This window comes from Paenibacillus sp. MZ03-122A, assembly GCF_024213325.1.
Taxonomy (GTDB): domain Bacteria; phylum Bacillota; class Bacilli; order Paenibacillales; family Paenibacillaceae; genus Paenibacillus; species Paenibacillus polymyxa_B.
Window position 1 is genome coordinate 226,447 of record NZ_JANAVI010000007.1, and the last position, 18,028, is coordinate 244,474.

Below are 18,028 nucleotides of genomic sequence, written 5' to 3' on the forward strand. Positions count from 1 at the left end.
ACCTATTCTAACATGATATGGGATTTTTATAGCGGTGAGTCCGCATCTAAATGAAAGCCCTTAAAACATGTATGCACAAAAGATTGCCGATGCAGGTTCATCGGCAATCTTCGAATTATTTTTTTATACCACCCGGCTAAGAAAATGACGCAAAAATCGCTCCGCATCGACTTTAAGTGCCACCTCAACCGTAGTCAGTGCTTGAGTTTCGTTCTCATTCTGCACCTCACGGGTGCGACCAACCTCAGCGGAATTGCCCACCTCAACGGCAATGTGCATTGGACGCGTCTCCACAAAGCTGGAATCTATCGCTAATCCTACAGCCAGTGGATCATGCAAAGCACATCCTGCTATACCAGGTCTGAAGTTGCGATAAGCTTCCATATAAAAGTCTGTCATATCTGCCATAAACGCACCCAGCTCGGTCCCTTGCTCACGCCATTTGTCCACATCCTGCTGTGGAAGCAGTGTTTGCATCGTGACGTCCAGCCCAACGAGCGTAAGCGGAAAGCCCGCTCCCAGCACATAGGCTGCGGCTTCTGGATCGGCGTAAATATTCGCTTCAGCCGTCGGAGTTACATTCCCTTTCACTGTGACCGCGCCGCCCATGATGATCAGGCGGTCAAGCAATTGGGGCAATTCGGGACAGCGATCCCATGCAATCGCAAGATTGGTCAGCGGTCCCACAGCTACCAGGGTAAGTTTGCCTTCATAGCGACGAGCCTGTCCGATTATAAAATCAGCGGCATCCCCAGACGCAGCCTGACGGGAAGGTGCTCCTTTCAACTGATTGCCAATACCGTCTTCGCCGTGAATATGCCGGGAATAAGGTTTAAACAGCTCCCGAGTATACGGCTTGTGAGCGCCAGACACGACCGGAGCCTCTACCCCCAGTTTTTCCAGCAGAATCAGTGAGTTACGTGTTGCCTCCTCCACCGAGATATTACCAAAGGTGGTTGTAATACCGAGTAGCTCCAATTCCGGCGAATGGACCGCGTACGCAATAGCAAGCGCGTCGTCAATGCCAGTATCTACATCTAAGATTAACTTTTTGCTCATGATGACCCTCCACAGTAGAACAGCATTCTTTTGTTCATTATACACAATTTCAATGCTTATTCCCTTGGTCATCAAATTCTTTATTCGAAGACGTAAAAAAGGCTACGACAGTTATGCCGTAACCTTCTTTTAATACTTTTCAATCATTCAAGGGCACATGTTCTGACCAAATCCTAAGGCTCGATTCCCCACACCAGCTTATCATTGTGGAACAACGTTGCTTTGTTCCATTCTGCATAAGAGGTTTTGGTTGGATCGAAGGAGTAATCATTGGATTCGTCCAGGTTGGACCAGTCGCTATTGTTCATGCGGATCTGAATATCACCTGTTTGCGCTCCGGCAGCAAGCGTACCGGCAGCAGCACTGAAACCAATTTCAATATAGTTGTCAGTAAAGGTACGCAGCACGTTATCATTACCTACTTGTGCATAGTCTACTGCAGATTGCAGCTCCTGGCTGCCATCTTTCGTGAAATAGTAACGAATTTTCAGCTCACTCAGCTTCACAGGTGTTGTTCCTTTATTTTTCAAGTTAAAGAAAGGCTTGACTGCGTTATTCGCTGGATCAGTGTCCCCGGCCCGGTACATTACAACCAGATCTCCCGCTGGTTCTGTAGGATCTGTAGGGTCCGTCGGATCTGTCGGTGTACCTTTAGGTTCAGCACTTACCGCTGCGGAATCCTTACTTGTTCCGTTCGCATTCGTAGCACTTACAACATAGAAGTAAGTTGTTCCGTTCGTCAGTCCCTTATCTGTGTACTCTCTTTCCGTTACAAGAGGCGCAACGGCTGTAAAAGGACCTGCTTCGCTAGTGGCGCGTTTGACCGTGTAGCTATCGGCACCAGTAGACGCATTCCAAGTCAGCGTTACTTGAGCATTACCCACAACAGCCTTTAAGCCTGACGGTACAGCTGGAGCTGTAGGCGCTGGGTCCACACCACCAGTGGAAGGCACGATAGCAGGGTACGCATTTTGTACCAGCATTACAAACTGATCATGGAACCATGATCCTGAAATAGGTGCATTCGGTAAAGCATCTGTTAATGTGCCATCCTTGGTTGTATAGGTAGGATCACACATACGGTCAAAGCCTTTACCCTCATCGTTCGGGATGAGTGAGCTCGAACCATCGGAATCACCCGGAGGTTTCGCCCATACATAGGCATCAATATGGCCAGCTGGAGCCGTTTGTGGCGGCGTTCCCATACCTGCTCCGCTGTTATTACACCAGTTACCACGGTGCGAGCGTTTGTCAACACGGCCTGAGTTTACATAGGAGTTAATATCATTGCCGACTGCGGAAGTCGGACGGTTAGGTCCTCCCCATCCATTACGGCCTGTATCAATTAACATACCGAGTGAGCTCGGCCAGCCTGCGCTGACAAAATCTCTATGCAATGCCTCTGCGAAATCCGATTCATCGAAATTAGGATTCCATTCATAGTACTTGGACGATTTGATCGGCTGTCCACCGATATTTAGATTTGGATCAGGTAAATTAGGTTCTGTCAGCGGTGAAGTGTTGGCTGTATTCGTGATAAAGCCATCTACACTGGCCAGACCTTTGCTAGTATCTTTGAAAATGGTTGTAAACAGGGATACCGTTGCTGAACGGTTGTTATCCCAACCTAACCAACCAGAGTGACCGATATCTACGTATTTGTACACATTCGGAATCTCGTTCAGCTTATTCATTGTGTACTTCACGCCAGCTTCATAGATTCCTGTAGACTTGGCTTGTGCACATTTCGGATCATCCAGATTAGTTACCAGATTTGGCAAACTGTCTGGTTCAATGATCGCTACGATACGAATATCCTTATATTTGGGATTTGCAAAAATAGCAGCTATTTTGTCAATATAATCCTTTTTATAGGTTTCCAAACCTGCCTGGGTCAGCGGCAATTCACCATTGGAAGCCAAGGCGTGACAATCCCGTCCGGGCAGATCATACACAATAAATTCCGCCGTAATCGGTGTGCTGCCTTTCTTTTGCGCCAATACTTGGTCCAAATGCGCTTCCAGGCCAAGCTTGCCTCCACCGCCGTTAATAGCAGCGATACGATCAAGCCATACGGCTGTCGGGAATGTTTTGACCGTTTGCATTTTTGCTTTCAGATTGGCATCCGTAATTTTGGCAATCGATGTGTCGACACTAGCCGCATAATCAGGGCTAATGTATTTTGTCGCCCCTTGGTAAGGATTGTCCACATGGGATTCTGCATGTATTTTATCCGTAAATCCTGCACCTGGTAGAAAGCTGCTTGCGACGAGTGATAGCGCAAAAGCATACTTCATGCTTTTACGAAGCACTTGCTTTGTTTTCAATTGCTTCACCTATCTTTCCGTGGATTTTGTTGAATCTTCCTATGTCGGCACCTGATTGTTACATGATTAAATGTGAGTTACGCCTACTCTCTCCAAAAAAAAGCGGCGTTCATAGTTGCAAAAGGTAAGCGCTTTCTATTTGTTCATGCGCTCACATTTTCCCCTTTTTGTCACCTCCTATGTTAGATTATAGTGAGCTGGAAATCTGCTGTAAATTGAATAAATTAAGGACTACATTATTAATTAGGCATATGAATTGCCACCCTAGTGGTTCATCGCGGCCCCTCTTTTTCTGAAGTCGGTTTCTTCATTTGTTGAACATCCCTGCTATAACAAGCTTTCGGGAGATTTAGGATCGACGGCAAAAGAGCAAATTCATAAAAAGTAAGACCGTATTCTTTAATTTCCGTCAGCCTAAATCGACAATGATAAACTTCAGCACGCCAACTATGCCAAATCGTCATATCTATCGACAGCAAAAAGGTGTTTTCAGGCCCTCATGACCATGAAAACACCCTTTAATTGTAGTGAAGTCAATCTCTGCTCTTATTGTTCTACACTTTTTCGCGATCCTTGCCTTTGTCGGATTGCCCTGCATTTTTATTGGCGGCATCCCGATCCAGCTGCATTTCTTCAACCGTCTTCACCTTAAGACGTGCTGCTCCCTCATAGGGTCGGGTTGGAATCAGATCGCCTGCAGCCAGACGTTGACGCGCCTCGGCAATCGCTGCTCCATATTGCGGCAGCCATGCTTCCTGCGCCACCAGCATCTCATCGACCATCTGCCAAATTTCTTTCGGATTACACACCGCGCCCACTAGCGGATCCATCATAAACGCTTGCCGCAGCAGCTTATCATCTCCGTGTACAGCCGCTTCGACAGCCAAACGCTGGACGGAAATACTTACATTGCAGACGGCAGCAAGACCGAGCGGAAGATCTCCTACATGTGGCATGGAGATACCATTCCGATCCACGTATCCAGGTGCTTCAATAATCGCATCGTCCGGCAAATTGGAAATCACACCGTTATTAACGACATTAAAATGCCCCCGGTATACACGTCCGGTTTCCAGACCTTCGATAATGTATGAACCATGCTCTTCACCGCGATTTTCGACCTTGTACTCCAATGGGTCTTCTTTCATCCAATTAGGGAAATCTGTTTCAAACCAATTACGTCCTTCTGTACATACACGCAGATAGCCGCCTGTTTCTCCGTTGATCCAGCTGCCTAGATCAATCCAGTCCATAATTTCATTCGGACGCTTCCGGTACCAAGGTACATATTCACTGAGATGACCATTCGACTCTGTGCTGTAATAGCCAAAACGACGAAGCATGTCGATGCGTACCTTTTCGGTGCGGCTATATTCGGGATGTTTTTCAAAAACCTCCAGCAGTCCGGCTGTCAGATCCTTGCCTTCATGTGACGCCTGAATGTACCACGTCTGGTGATTGATTCCGGCACACACAATGTCCACATCCTGCTTCTCCAGACCATACACCTCGGCAATTTGGTGATGCCCATGCTGGACGCCGTGACATAGACCGATTGTACGCACACCGCTGTATTTATTGCAGGCCCACGTCATCATCGCCATGGGGTTCGAGTAGTTCAGCAGCAATACATCCGGTGCACTTAGCTCGCGGATATCCTTGCAAATCTCCAGCATTTCAGCAATGCCGCGCTGACCATACATGATGCCTCCTGCACACAGGGTATCGCCCACGCATTGATCCACGCCATATTTCAGCGGAATATCCACATCGGTCGCAAAGGCTTCAAGACCGCCAACCCGGATGGTACAAATGACGTATTTGGCATCCTTTAAAGCTATCTTTCGGTCCGTAGAGGACTGTATTTGTATCGATAAACCGTTCTCCAGAATATCCCGTTGGCACAGCTCAGTGACCATATCCAAATTGTGCTCACTGATGTCCGTAAAAGCCACTTCAATATCATTAAATTCCGGCACCGTTAACAGATCTCGTAAAATTCCACGGGTAAAACCGATGCTTCCTGCTCCAATAAACGCTACTTTAAATGACACGGCATTCAACCTCCGGTAATTAGAATGGGTATATACCGTCATTGTAGCAATAGGCTCGTAGAAAGCGTTATCAAAATCATGACCAGTTTCGTATTTAGGTGTCAAAAATCCTAACTTCCGCATTAATAAATGCTGCTTGCCGTTGACGATAGCTGCCTACGCTTCTTTTGTTGCTGTATAATGAGTTAAGTCTCTAAATATTGACAAAGGAGCAATACATGTCAAACCGTAAATGGACATTTATCCTTATCCCCGTCTTCCTGCTATTTGCCTGGCTGCTCTTTCAGTTCACTCTGTCTTCTTTTCAGATTCACCAATTTGCAGAGTTATTGAAAACAGTTTCTCCAAAAGACGGGGTTTCCGATACAAAAGTCGTACTGATATCACAGGAGTTGGATAATTATTACTGGCGGTCAATCGAACAAGGAGCCCGAAAGGAAGCGGAACAGTACGGTATGCGGCTCGATTATATCGGGCCGGACCGCATTAATCCGTCCGAGCAGGTCAAACTGCTGGATAAAGCGATCGCCAGTAAGGCGGATGCAATTCTGGTTCAGGGGATAAATGATCCAGAGTATCGCCGATTAATCGACAAAGCAGCCGGACTTGGCATACCCGTCATCACGATCGATACGGATGAACCAGACTCCCGTAGACTAGCTTACGTGGGAACGGATAACGAAGGAGCAGGAAAACGGATGGGCGCGCTATTAGCGAAAGCCTCTGGAGAGCGTGGCGACATCGGAGTTATGATCAGTAGCGAGCGTGTCGAGAATCAGCGACTCAGGCTTGCTGGATTTCGTTCCGTGATCGGTCGTTATCCCAAGCTCCGCATTGTGGAGATTCGCTCCTCAAATATTTCACGGCTTCAGGCAGCACAGCAAGCTCAGAACATGCTCACCCGGTATCCGCAGATCCGCTACATGGTCGGATTCAGTGCGCTGGACGGCCTTGGCATTCTGGAAGCCTCGGAGCGGCGCGGCGCGCGGAGTTTGCAGATTTTCGCTTTTGACGATATGACCGAGACGTTGGAAGCCATCAGAGATGGCAAAATTGAACTGACCATTGTTCAACAGCCAGAGGAAATGGGGGCTAAGGCCATAAAATTGCTGAATGATTATCTAAAGGGGAATGCCCCCCAGGAATTAACCTACACCAGAATATATGAGATGCATGCGGACACTCCCGACAACATGTCCGGAGATGACAGACGATGACGATCAGAACGAAGCTGCTTCTGTTCATCCCTCTTCTAGTTGTGTTCGCCAATATCATCGCTTATTTTGTATTCCAAAGCGGAAAGGTCGTACAACAGAGCTACGATGAAATGCTTGGCCGAATTCTCCTCATTGAGCAAACCTCCGAATCGGCGGAGAGCAACTTAAAGCTCCTATATGCCTATCTGCTTAATCCAAGAGGCGATAAGGCTGTGCAGGGTCCGACAGAATACCAATTAATGCAGTTGAAAGCCAGAATTCAGGAAGTCTCCGACTCGACCGACCCTTCTTTCGCCGAAGAGGACTACATGAATCTGTTGGCCACATTTCTTGAACAGAAACAAGCCGCAGTTCTGGATGCAAAGGCACAAGATCCACAATCGGCTTTTGAACATTATATTGAAGCGGAAAAAACCGTCAGCTATATTCATGAGGAGGGTCAGCAACTGATCGATGCTGAACTGGCTTATTACCGGCCAATCATTGAGAACATCCGGAACAAGAATGAGCGAATGAACGGATGGGGAGTCGCGTTGTTCGGCATGAACGCGCTGATGGGGGGGTTGCTTGCAATCTGGGTCTCGCGCAGCATTACTGGCCCTGTCGGCAGACTTGTCGGACTGGCGAAGCGAATCGCCACAGGTGATCTGAATATTAGGCCCCAACCGCGACGGGATGACGAGCTAGGCGTACTGTCGGACGCCATTTCGCAAATGTCCACCGATTTGAGCATCCTTATCGAGAAGGATAAACAGAGTCTGGAAATGCGGCGGCTTGTGAAGGAACTGGAGCTTCTGGCTCTGCAAAATCAAATTAACCCGCACTTTTTATTTAATACCTTAAATGTGCTCTCCAAGCTGGCGATCCTGGAAGGGGCGGAGAAAACCAGCGACCTGATCGTTTCGCTGTCCAATCTGCTACGGTACAGCCTGCAGAAGCTGGACAAACCCGTAACTCTCCAGGAGGAACTGGATCATATCCGCGAATACGTAACCATCCAGCAGGCGCGCTTCAGGGACAGGATTCGCTTTGATCTTCACTTTGACGCTTCCGTACTTCAGCAGCAAATTCCGGCCCTGACGATCCAGCCATTTATTGAAAACGCTTTTCTTCATGGTGTGGAAGATATGGAAAGCGGAGCCATTATCGTGTTAACGCTGTCGAGAGCGAACGAAGATGTACAAATTGAAATTTCGGACAACGGAAAGGGCATGACGGAGGAAACCCGACTGTCCGTACTCCGTCTTAAAGGCGAAGCCGAAAGCGGCAGTTCAACAGGACTTGGAATGCAAAATGTGTTTAGGCGGCTGCAGTTGTTTTACGGAAAGGAAGAAGAAATGGTTGAAATCAATAGCAATATCGGACGAGGTACTACCATAACCATACGAATTCCAGTCAAGAAGGAGAGTGAGCGGACTGATGTATCGGTTGTTGATCGCGGATGACGAGGCTTTGGAGAGGGAAGGACTGGAATTGACAGTGGAACGGGCGATGCCGGGGATATTCCGGTTTATTCATGCTGGCAACGGCCGCATGGCGATTGAATGCGCGGAAGAGCACCGTCCCCATATTGCCATTCTGGATATCAATATGCCCGGAATTGACGGGCTTGAAGCGCTTCGTGAATTAAAGGAGCGGCTTTCCGATACCCGATTCGTGCTCGTCACTGCCTACGATTATTTTGCCTATGCCCAGAAGGCGCTCTCTTTGGGCGTAAAAGAATATATTCTGAAGCCGGCGAAGCGAGAACTCATCATCGGCACATTGAAACGACTGATTGAAGAAATTGAGTGCGAGAAGCGGGCACGTACGGAAGAATTGGAGCTTAGGCATAAAATCTCACAGTTAATGCCGCTCGCAGAAAATGAGCTGGCTTTAATGCTTATGGTCGACCAGACCGTGGATTCGAGCGCTTCCCAGCTATCAGAATGGCTGGACTTTCCTCTTGATCAGGGAAGCGCCATCATTGCCGCCTTTGACGGATATACGGACGAGCAGGATAAAAAGAAAATTTACGATCATTTCCGAAGCTATGTAAAAACGCATGGCCCGAATGCCATTGTAAGCTCTTTGATCGACCATCATGTAGCCACTTTTTTACGCAAGCCGTCTGCCACCAGCGAAAACGACTGGCGCCAGTTGGTTAAACACCTCGTTCAGCAGCTTTCCGAGCTTGCCCAGCAGCAACTTGGTATAAAGACAGCCATTGGAATTGGATCGCTGCATAGCGGTGAGGAAGGACTTCGCAAGTCCTATTTCGAAGCCGTTTTTGCCTCCACCCTACGCAAGCGGGATGGAGGTTACTGCCACTTTGACGAACTGAAGTCATCAGAGGCTGGAAACGCTTCTTTGCTTGCCATCAAAGCGGAGAATGGAATGCTTCAGCAGACGTACGTCATGTCAGCACTGCAACGGATACGCGAACAGCGAGAGGTTCAAACACTGACTATGCTGGGTAGGGCGAAAATGTATATCGAGGAACGGTTCAACGATGATCTTTCGCTGGAAGAAGTGGCTGATTTTGTCCATTTGAATCCTCACTACTTCAGTAAAATTTTCAAACAGGAATACGGAGAAACATTTATCGACTTTGTAACCCGGCTGCGGATTGATAAAGCCATCTCTCTGATTAAGGCTGGCAACCTTACTCTTAAGGAAATCAGCTTTGAAGTGGGTTATAAGGACCCGAACTATTTTAGCCGTGTCTTTAAGAAGATAACGGGCGTTCCTCCTACTGAGTTCAAAGGCCAAAAATAGTAGAGATTCATCCATGCCGACTATCGGCATGGATTTTTTTAAGCTCGAATGACAAGGTAATGCTAGGTTCAGCCCCTCTATCTCCGATTCGGGAACCGAAGCCAAAATCGTGCATGAAAAGGTCCGTTTATTGAAGACGATAACCCGCCTTTCTTTTATAAGCGCATGTTATACTTCTCCTCGAAGAACGGAATGAGGTTCCAGAGATCTGGAGGGGAGATGATCATATGGCAGTAATCATCAATAATGAAAGCGCTAAACAGAAAGCGCTTCAATCAGAAAAACCCAATATGCTTTTTGTGACGTTGGTATCCATCGTAGCTGCGCTCGGAGGCATCCTGTTCGGTTTTGATATCGCGGTTGTTTCGGGAGCAGTCGAATTCCTACAGCAGCGTTTTTCGCTGAGCGAATTTCAGGTTGGTTGGGCCGTTTCAAGTCTGATTGTCGGGAGTGTCACCGGAGCAGCTCTCTCCGGCTACATGAGTGAAAAGATCGGCAGAAAAAAGGTATTACTGGCCGCCGGATTTTTATTCGTCATCGGCTCGATCTGCTCTGCGCTTCAAGACACGTTCACCGGGTATGTTATCTTTCGCATGATCGGCGGCATTGGCATAGGAATCACTTCCACCGTTTGTCCGGTGTACAACGCGGAGATCGCCCCCGCCAAATACCGAGGCCGTTTGGTTGCTTTAAATCAGTTGGCGATCGTAACAGGGATTTTCCTGGTTTATTTTCAGAATTCGTGGATCGTCAGCATGGGAGATGAAGCCTGGGGTGTCTCAACAGCCTGGCGCTGGATGTTCGGAGTGGGAGCCGTTCCGGGACTGATCTTTATGCTCTTGATGCTCTTCATACCCGAAAGCCCGCGATGGCTTATTAAACAAAATCGGCCCTATGAAGCGCTGCCGATTTTGCTGAAAATTCACGGTGAAGAAGCCGCTAAGCAGGAAGTGCTTGATATCAAGGAATCATTCAAAAATGAGAACAACTCATTGAAGCAATTGTTTGCTCCCGGTATTCGGGTCGCTCTCTTTATCGGTGTCATGCTCGCCATTATGCAGCATATTACCGGCATCAATGCCATTTTGTATTACGCGCCGGTTATCTTTAAAGGAATGGGACTCGGTACGGACGCTTCTTTGACCCAGACCATTTGGATCGGGTTGATCAATGTGTTGTTCACCATCGTATCCGTATGGCTGATCGACAAAGCGGGACGAAAAGTCCTGCTGATCATCGGCACCTCATTGATGACCTGCTGTTTGGTCATTATTGGAGCCGCATTCAAAATGGGTTTGACCACCGGACCGCTCGTACTCATCCTAATATTGATCTACGTGGCCTCCTATGCTATATCGCTTGGGCCGATCGTATGGGTCATGATCTCAGAGATCTTTCCGAACCGCATTCGCGGCAAAGCGGTAGCCATCGCTTCGATGGCATTGTGGGCCGGCGATTATCTGGTATCGCAGGCATTCCCTCCTCTGCTGAGTTCAGCCGGCCCGTCCAATACCTTCTGGTTATTCGGAGCCATCTCGTTGTTCGTCGTAGTCTTTATATGGCGCAAGGTTCCCGAAACCAAGGGGAGATCACTTGAACAGATGGAAAATATGTGGCTTGGGAAATGACCCAACTTTAGCCACGCCCTCTGAGTCATACCGACCTTAAATCGGCAATGGTTCAGAGGCTTCTTATTATCAGCTCCTATCCTCCTCCGCATAGTTCCTCACATTGCGCTCCACAGCTGAGCGGTATTCTACAGGGGTTTGGCCTGTGTGCTTTTTGAACAACATATGAAAATACTGCCTGCTGGCCACGCCTACATAATCGGCAATTTCTTGAATGGGAATGTCCGTTTGCTGAAGAAGCATACGGGCCTTGTCCATTCGCAGCATCGTTAAATACGCGGTAAGCGTTTGCCCAGTATGTTTTTTGAAAATACGGTGCAAATAACCTGGGTGCAGATTCACGGCTGCCGCCATGTCCTTAACCACAATATCTCGGTCATAGTTCAGATGGAGAAATTCAATGCATCGTTTGATGTACATATCCGCTTGCTGCGTGTTGCTGCGCTCTGCCTCTTCTCGTAGACGTGCAATTCGTACTAGCAATTGCATAAAAAGCATCTCGGCCATTGCACCCGGCTGTTCTTTGCGTTGGTCCAGCTCCAGTACGAGACTTTTCAGCGCATAATATACCTCTTCCGGGTCCGATAGTACCAAATACGGGAACGGACGTGACATGAGCGTCGTGACCTCCTGCTCCTCTGCTGCCATTTGTCGGATAGACGGTCCTACTCTCACTCCCTCCGAAAAACCAAACTCTACATTTAGCATCCGGCACGGTTGTTCTCCTTCCACCACCAGTCGATGCGGTACACCTGCGTCTAGCATAATAAACTCGCCTTTACGCAGCGTGATGCTTTCTTCCACATTCTCTCCCGTTTGTACATCTACCCTGCAAAAGCCGGAAATCATGTACATAATTTCGGTAGAATGATGATCGTGGTAAGACATGGTATAGTCATGCCATTGCTTGTAATAGTAAGCAAAAAAACGGGGAATATAATCCCCGTCACGCAGCCGTGGCTCAAACAGACTTCCGTTCATCCCCGCACCTCCACAAAATAGATAAGGCTAACACAGCAACGTATCTGCAACCGCTCTATTTTCACAGTTTAACAGACTGAGCCATGTACTTCTATTTCACTCCATCAGACGATCTGAAATCCTCTGGAATATGACAGGCGACTTCTGCCTAAAAGGTTGGGGATTTATCACTTTCTGGACTTAAATACTGAATTAACATTCCCGCAAATCGGTTAGCAATTTCTATATCATCGAGTTCGTTATTCCAATCGTCCTTGGACGTCAGACTCATTTTCTGGAGTATACCCATCATAGACGTGAAGATAAAATGAGCGGTCTTTAAGGGTTCCGTATCAGACTTCAATGATCCATCTTGGAATCCAGCTTCCAGAGCATCCATCAGGAAATGTCGTTCCTTTCCCCTGCTAACAAAATTTTTGTACTGTTCTTTGAGTTCTTGATTTGAATCATAAGCTTCGTAATGCAAATCGAATAAAAGAATAAACTTGATGTATTCCGGATGTTGCCAAGCGTAATCAATCCATGCATCAAGCATCGAAGTAAGCATCTTCTTCCCGCTCATTTCGGCTGAAGGCACCCTTCTAACAAATTCGGTCATGCTCTCCAGGATTTCCATCTGAACCTCAAAGATCAGTTCGTTCATGGACTGAAAGTGCTTATAGAATGTGACCCGGCTTACACCAGCCACGTTGCATACATCCTTAACATTAACTTTGAGAAAGCTTTGCTTCATAAAAAGTTCCTTCGCAGCAGCAATGAGCTCTTCCCGATTTTTGTTTTTCAAATTCTGGTGCCAGTTCTCAGTCATTAGCAACCATCCGTTTCTCATTTTTTGGTTTTTGTAAGGTTAAGAAAAGGGCAGATGCAAGAATAAGTGCACCAAAAATATAAGGAATATGAATGTGCTTGTCAAACAACAAACCCGCTAAAATAGGCCCCAATATATTGCCTAGGCTGGTATACGTCGTATTCAATCCGGCGGCATATCCTTGACGATCACCAGCTGAGTTCGCGATCATTGTACTTACGGTTGGCCTTAGGAAGGCATTAAAAGCAAAAAACAGTGCCGATACCGCCAGCAAATAACCTAAATTGATCTTAAGTAACATTAACAATAAAGCGATGGCTGTCATGATCAAAGAGAGACGTATTAGCTTCATCTCTCCAAGTCTCTTGATGAGATAATCGAGCAGCCAAATCTGCACAACGATGCCTATAATTGCACCAACCGTAATGATCATTGAGATTTTAGTGGCATCAAAACCGTATTTTCGTTCTACAAAAAGAGCATACACTGTTTCGTAATTCATCAAACCTAATGTCATGACCAGAATGAGGAGGAGATAACGAAAATAGGATGTCCGAAATGAATTTAGGATTTGGCTGCGAATTGGCTCCCGGCGGCCCCATTGGCTAGCGGGTTTTCGTTTTTCCTTGGGTAATGTCTCTGGCATACACAAGCTAAGCAGCGTAGCTACAAGTCCAAGTCCACCAGCAAAAAAATAGGGCACCCTGATGCCAAACTCAGCGATCATACCGCCTAACCCCGGACCAAGCACCATACCTAAATTCATGGAGGCACCCAAGTATCCCATTCCTTTAGCTCGGGTTTCAGAAGTGGTAATATCCGCGACGTAGGCCATATTGGAAGGAACCATTAGTCCAATACCTATCCCCCCGATAAATCGGGCAATATATAGAAGAGGCAATGTCGTAGAAACAGCAAACATGAGATCCGAGATGACCGTTAAAAACAGACCGGTGATGATCATGGATTTTCGACCCCATCTATCCGAAAGCTGCCCACCTAGGGGCGAAAAAATAAACTGTGCTGCTCCAAAAGCGGCAATAAGATACCCCGCAGCAGCTCCTGCCGCATTAAATTGTTTCAGATATTCAGGCAGAATGGGAATCACCATACCTTGACCCAATAAAGCAATAAACAAATTCAGCATCAGAATGAAAAGTGGAAATGTAGCAGACTTAGGTAAGCTGCTCATATTTGTAACCCCCTCCAACCATTTACACTATGTAACCCTTTACTATGTGTAAACCATATTAGTTGAAATAGGGGCCATTGTAAATAAAAATACAAACCTATTAAGCCTAGCTATTGGGCTCCTGTTTTGCAAACTCCTGTAACATGCCTCTTATTTGTTCTACCAATTTAGCAGGAGCTTTCTTGGGTGAACCCGTGTCACATGTCTTCTCCCAATTCCCATGCCACAACCAGAACAATGTCCTTTAATAGTACGTACCTGTAAAAAGGCATACTTAAAAAGGACCACCCCGGGGTAGTCCTCTTTAAGTATACCTGCAAAGCTGTTAATCGCGAGCCGCTTAAGAGCTTTGCTTTCTCAACTGACCATAATATAAATCACTGTAAAAGCCTTTGTGAGCCAGCAGTTCATCATGAGAACCCTGCTCCTCCAGACGGCCATCCTTCAAGACCAGAATCCGGTCAGCCTGACGAATGGTATTCAGCCGATGCGCGATGACGAAACTTGTTCGCCCCTGCATAAGCCGCTCCAGTCCTTCTTGTATCTTCATCTCAGTAATGGTGTCAATGCTGCTGGTTGCCTCGTCGAGTACAAGGATAGAAGGGTTGGCTAAAATAGCACGGGCAATAGCCAGCAGCTGTTTTTGCCCTTGACTGATGCCGCTGCCATTCACTTCCAGCACCTTGTCGTATCCGTCCTTCATCCGCATGATAAAGGAATGGGCGTTGGCCAATTTCGATGCTTGTTCAACCTCCTCATCGGTGGCGTCCAGTCTGCCGAAGCGGATATTTTCACGAATCGTCCCCTGAAACAGGAAGGAGTCCTGTAGCACAAATGCCATACGGGAACGCAAGCTTTCACGCCGGATGGTAATAATGTCGCGCCCGTCCAGCGTAATCGTTCCCTTGTCGGGGCTATAGAATCTGGAAAGGAGCTGGATCAGTGTCGTTTTCCCTGCCCCGGTTGGGCCGACTAGTGCGATCATTTCACCAGGTTTGGCTTCAAAGGAGATACCTTTCAGCGTAGCGCTTCCCTCATCATAACCGAAGGAAACATCCGTAAACCGCACCGCCCCCTCCACATGCGCTACCTCCACTGCCCCGCGTTCATCCTTGGACTCTTCATCTTCATCCAATATTTCAAATACACGCTCAGCTCCGGCAATAGCGGACAGCAGGGTGTTCCACTGGTTAGCCAAATCGTTCAGCGGTCTGGTGAACTGGCGGGCATATTCTACGAATACAATAATTGTACCTATAGTAATGGAGCCGCGAATGGCCAAAATCCCACCGATCCCCGCTACAATAGCAAAGCTGAGATTATTCAGTCCGTTCATCAGCTTCGGTATGAAGCCTGAAATCGTTTGGGCCCAGAAACCCGACAGCCGAATACGGTCATTACGCTCGCCAAAACCATAGATGACTCTCTTTTCCTGCGAAAATGCTTTAATAATCTGCTGCCCGGACAGCGTTTCTTCGATGTATCCGTTCAGTTCGCCCACATTCTTCTGGCGTTCCTTATATAAGGGCCCGGTACGACGTGTGATCCAGCGCATCCCGGCAGCCATTAACGGCACCACGATAAAAGTCAGCAGGGTCATCAGCGGGCTTAACCACAGCATCACCGTGAGTGTACCGATTAGCGTCAATATGCTCGAAAAAATCTGAATGGCGGAGCTGTTCAGCGTAGAACTGACATTTTCGATATCATTGGTCAAACGGCTCATGATCTCTCCCTGCTGACGTTTGCCGTAGAAAGGAATCGGTAGTCGATGCAAATGTGAAAACAGATCGAAACGCATGCGGTACACCGTCTCTTGGGCAATCTCGATCATCCAGATATTTTGCAGCCAGGAGGTCAGCGAGTTGAGCAGATATACAGCTCCTAATCCGATGAGAAAATAAATCCACGTGCGTCCACCTGGACCTTCGAGAAAATCATCAACCGCCACGCCGACCAGATATGGACCCAGCAGAGCTAGCCCGGAGCTGAGCAGGACCATGAACAGTACCAGCATCAGTTTGGCCTTACGGCGAGCCAGATAAGCCCATATCCGTCCTAAGGTGCCAGACCAGTTCTTCGCTTTGGCCTTGTGGCGTCCTTCAGCTCCCGCTGGATTTCGCAGCACACCAGACGGCGGTGTAGGCTGACGGAACGGTTCAATGAGTTCCTTGAACATGCGACTCCTCCTTTCCATATTGTGATTCATAGATACGCCGATACAGATCCGAACTATCCATGAGATGCTCATGGCTTCCACTTGCCATCAGGCGACCCTCATCCAGCAGTAAAATCTGATTTGCCGATGCGGTCGAGCTGATCTTCTGCGTAATGAGAAATGTCGTGCAGGACAGACCATCGAGTGCATTCAGTAGTGCTGCTTCTGTCCCTACATCCAGCGCACTTGTGCTGTCGTCCAAAATCAACACTGCCGGCTGACGTACCAGTGCGCGGGCAATCGAAAGCCGCTGTTTCTGTCCGCCAGACAGATTGACGCCACGCTGCCCGAGCATCGTGTCATAGCCTTGCGGCAAGCGTTCAATCATATTATGGATTTGCGCCATGCGTGCGGCTTTCTGAATTTGCTCCAGGCTGGCACTCTCCAGCCCCCAAGCAATATTATCCCGAATCGACCCGGTGAATAGCAGCACTTCCTGAGGGACATAGCCAATCGCCTCTCGTAATATGGACGCATCCAGTTCACGAGCGTCCTTTCCGTCAAAGCGCACATGACCTTCATCTTCTTCATACAGACGTGTAATCAACTGCACAAGTGAGGATTTTCCCGAGCCAGTGGCCCCCATAATAGCTATCCGCTCGCCCGGTCGCGCCCTAAAAGACATATCCTTTAGTACAGCCAAATCACTGCCCGGATAATGAAAGCTCACCCGGTCCATTTCCACCTGTCCCTTAATCCGTGTATGATGTGTTGAAACAGACTCCATCTCTGACCCATCTTCATTAGATGTTTCCAAGACCTCTCGAATCCGCCCGGTAGATGCAGTAGCTCGGGAAAATACAACAACGATACCCGACAAGGCAGACAAGGCCCCAATCGTCCGCAGTGAATAATTGACGACTGCGACCACCTGTCCTACACTGGCATCCCCAGTGGAAATTTGACCGCGTCCGAACCAAAGTACTGCAATAATCCCTGCATTCATCGTAAACAAAATGAACGGCATCGTCGTTTCTGTCCAGCGTAAAGCGGACACCGTCCCTTTCATCAATTCGCCTCCATAATGGGCAAAACGTTCGATTTCATGCCGCATCCGCACAAAAACCCGGATGAGCCGAATTCCTGTCAGGTTCTCCTGAATCACTCCGTTAACGTCATCCAGGCGACGCTGGACACCCTTAAATAAAGTGACCGTTCGCCGCATCATCACCAGCACAAACACGAACAGCACCGGGGCCATAACCGCCAATAGCAGCCCAAGCCTGAAATGTACAACCAGTGCCATCACAATACTGCCGATGACTACAAGCGGAACCCGTGTCATAAACCGCAGGCTCATAAACACCGTATCTTGTACTTGCGTGACATCCCCGGTCAGGCGCGTAATCAGCGACGAAGTGGCAAAACGTTTAAACACAGGATACGAAAAAGATTGCACTTTACGGTACAACTTTTCCCGCAAATCATAGCCGAAGCCCTGACTTGCATGTGAAGCAAAAAAAGAGCTGGATATGCCCGCCATAAAAGCGATAACGGCACTCCCCACCAGTACACTGCCCCATAACCAGACGACGGACAAATCCTGCTGTCGGATGCCCTCATCAATGATTTTAGAGATCAAATATGGCTGCGATAGCTCTAGCGTCAATTCCAGCAACATCATCACGAGCGCTGCGATGGCTGGAACCCGATATTTTTTCAGAAAAGAAAACATCATTCCCACAAGCATTCCTCCAATTGCCCATAGCCGTCCTTCCAGATCAGCGTGTCATGGTTATATGAATCAAGACCTGCTGTAAAACCATATATACGCACTTTATACAGCA

12 protein-coding genes are annotated in these 18,028 nt (G+C 47.8%); 4 read left to right on the forward strand and 8 right to left on the reverse strand.

The annotated features are described in order from the left end of the window. Window positions 1–123: 123 nt before the first annotated feature. From NLX74_RS17045 to melA, 3 genes are all read right to left on the reverse strand, one after another. The gene (locus NLX74_RS17045) at window positions 124–1,059 is read right to left on the reverse strand and encodes a nucleoside hydrolase (protein ID WP_254329394.1); all 936 of its coding nucleotides are present in this window, start codon (window positions 1,057–1,059) and stop codon (window positions 124–126) included. A 173-nt stretch (window positions 1,060–1,232) separates the two neighbouring features. Beyond that, window positions 1,233–3,395: a glycoside hydrolase family 6 protein gene (locus NLX74_RS17050; RefSeq protein WP_254329395.1), complete on the reverse strand. Its 2,163-nt coding sequence runs from the start codon at window positions 3,393–3,395 to the stop codon at window positions 1,233–1,235. 545 nt (window positions 3,396–3,940) lie between these two features. Next, window positions 3,941–5,440, reverse strand: a complete 1,500-nt coding sequence (melA, locus tag NLX74_RS17055) for an alpha-glucosidase/alpha-galactosidase (RefSeq protein WP_254329442.1) — start codon at window positions 5,438–5,440, stop codon at window positions 3,941–3,943. Window positions 5,441–5,658: 218 nt separating this feature from the next. Here melA and NLX74_RS17060 point away from each other — a divergent pair, with 218 nt between their 5' ends. From NLX74_RS17060 to NLX74_RS17075, 4 genes are all read left to right on the forward strand, one after another. After that, window positions 5,659–6,657 (forward strand): sugar-binding protein, encoded by a 999-nt coding sequence (locus tag NLX74_RS17060; RefSeq protein ID WP_254329396.1) that lies wholly within the window; start codon window positions 5,659–5,661, stop codon window positions 6,655–6,657. Next, window positions 6,654–8,102, forward strand: coding sequence for a sensor histidine kinase (locus tag NLX74_RS17065; RefSeq protein ID WP_254329397.1), 1,449 nt, complete (start codon window positions 6,654–6,656; stop codon window positions 8,100–8,102). Before NLX74_RS17060 ends, NLX74_RS17065 begins: the two co-directional genes overlap by 4 nt. Continuing rightward, entirely contained in the window at window positions 8,077–9,414 is a 1,338-nt protein-coding gene (locus NLX74_RS17070) for an AraC family transcriptional regulator (protein WP_254329398.1), read from the forward strand. The genes NLX74_RS17065 and NLX74_RS17070 overlap by 26 nt, the downstream gene beginning before the upstream one ends. Window positions 9,415–9,641: 227 nt before the next feature. Continuing rightward, a complete protein-coding gene (locus NLX74_RS17075) occupies window positions 9,642–11,042 on the forward strand; it encodes a sugar porter family MFS transporter (protein WP_235307485.1) in 1,401 nt (466 codons plus the stop codon). Window positions 11,043–11,111: 69 nt separating this feature from the next. Here the strand turns inward: NLX74_RS17075 and NLX74_RS17080 are convergent, their stop codons facing one another. From NLX74_RS17080 to NLX74_RS17100, 5 genes are all read right to left on the reverse strand, one after another. Continuing rightward, complete coding sequence (locus NLX74_RS17080) at window positions 11,112–12,023, reverse strand: AraC family transcriptional regulator (RefSeq protein WP_254329399.1); 912 nt, start codon at window positions 12,021–12,023, stop codon at window positions 11,112–11,114. 148 nt (window positions 12,024–12,171) lie between these two features. Then, entirely contained in the window at window positions 12,172–12,831 is a 660-nt protein-coding gene (locus tag NLX74_RS17085; protein WP_254329400.1) for a TetR/AcrR family transcriptional regulator, read from the reverse strand. Continuing rightward, window positions 12,824–14,023: an MFS transporter gene (locus tag NLX74_RS17090; RefSeq protein WP_254329401.1), complete on the reverse strand. Its 1,200-nt coding sequence runs from the start codon at window positions 14,021–14,023 to the stop codon at window positions 12,824–12,826. Before NLX74_RS17090 ends, NLX74_RS17085 begins: the two co-directional genes overlap by 8 nt. A gap of 340 nt (window positions 14,024–14,363) precedes the next feature. Then, window positions 14,364–16,202: an ABC transporter ATP-binding protein gene (locus tag NLX74_RS17095; RefSeq protein WP_254329402.1), complete on the reverse strand. Its 1,839-nt coding sequence runs from the start codon at window positions 16,200–16,202 to the stop codon at window positions 14,364–14,366. After that, window positions 16,183–17,919: an ABC transporter ATP-binding protein gene (locus NLX74_RS17100; protein ID WP_254329443.1), complete on the reverse strand. Its 1,737-nt coding sequence runs from the start codon at window positions 17,917–17,919 to the stop codon at window positions 16,183–16,185. The genes NLX74_RS17095 and NLX74_RS17100 overlap by 20 nt, the downstream gene beginning before the upstream one ends. Window positions 17,920–18,028 lie beyond the last annotated feature (109 nt).